We start from the raw sequence: 876 nt of genomic DNA, 5'->3' as shown, positions 1-876 counted from the left end.
ACGGTATTTGCTCTTTCAAATCAGTAACAAACTCTGGTCGCTCAGGCCTTGGACCGACAAAGCTCATATCACCAGTAATAACATTCCAGAGTTGCGGCAGCTCATCGAGCCGTGTATTTCGGATAAAAGCACCAACACGCGTAACGCGCGCATCGTTCTTCTGGGCCCAAACCGCTTTACCACCTTTTTCCGCATCTTGTCGCATACTGCGGAACTTATAAATCGAGAACTCTTTACCGTTGTAACCCACCCGCTTTTGGCTATACAAAACCGGCGTCCCGGACTCGAGAGCGACTGCAATCGCAGTCAACAACATAAAGGGCCACATAATGGCTAGCAGCAAGAACGCCACACTTAAATCAAAAATACGTTTCACTACATCTCGTGCTTGCGAGTACGTAAACCCATTTGAATATAGAGCCCAACCTGGTCGAAGCATTGAAATCTCAATACGAGTCAACTCGCGCTCTAAAAACTCAAGCGGCTCGATGACATTGATACCGGCAAGCTTACAGCTCAGCAATTCATCAACAGGTACAGCACCACCTTCACTGCTCCGACGCTCATCAGGTGCAACAACAATTTCCGTAATGCCATGCTGCTTCACATAAGCCAACAGATCTCGAGTAACGGGCACGATTAAGCTCTCGTCCACGACACTGGACTCAGAACCACTGCTCATACAGCCTAGCAACTTAAAACTCTGAATACCCTGCTGCTGCTGAAGGCGCTTAACGATCTCTGCAGCATTATTGCCTGCGCCAATAATAAGCACATGACGCCCTAGGTTGGCGACATCGACGACCATATAAAAAAGAAAACGAACTACGAGCACGCATACAAAAGCAGCGATAACCGCATAAGCGAGTACGCCGC

At 48.3% G+C, this 876-nt stretch carries 1 protein-coding gene; it reads right to left on the bottom strand.

The window, feature by feature from the left end; all coding sequences use genetic code 11:
• The coding region (locus tag A3750_RS03755; protein WP_197474863.1) for a sugar transferase at window positions 1-876 on the bottom strand (876 nt) is incomplete at both ends.

Source organism: Oleiphilus sp. HI0079, assembly GCF_001635105.1.
The sequence above is the reverse complement of the archived record's forward strand: the minus strand, read 5'-3'. Positions and strand labels throughout refer to the sequence as shown.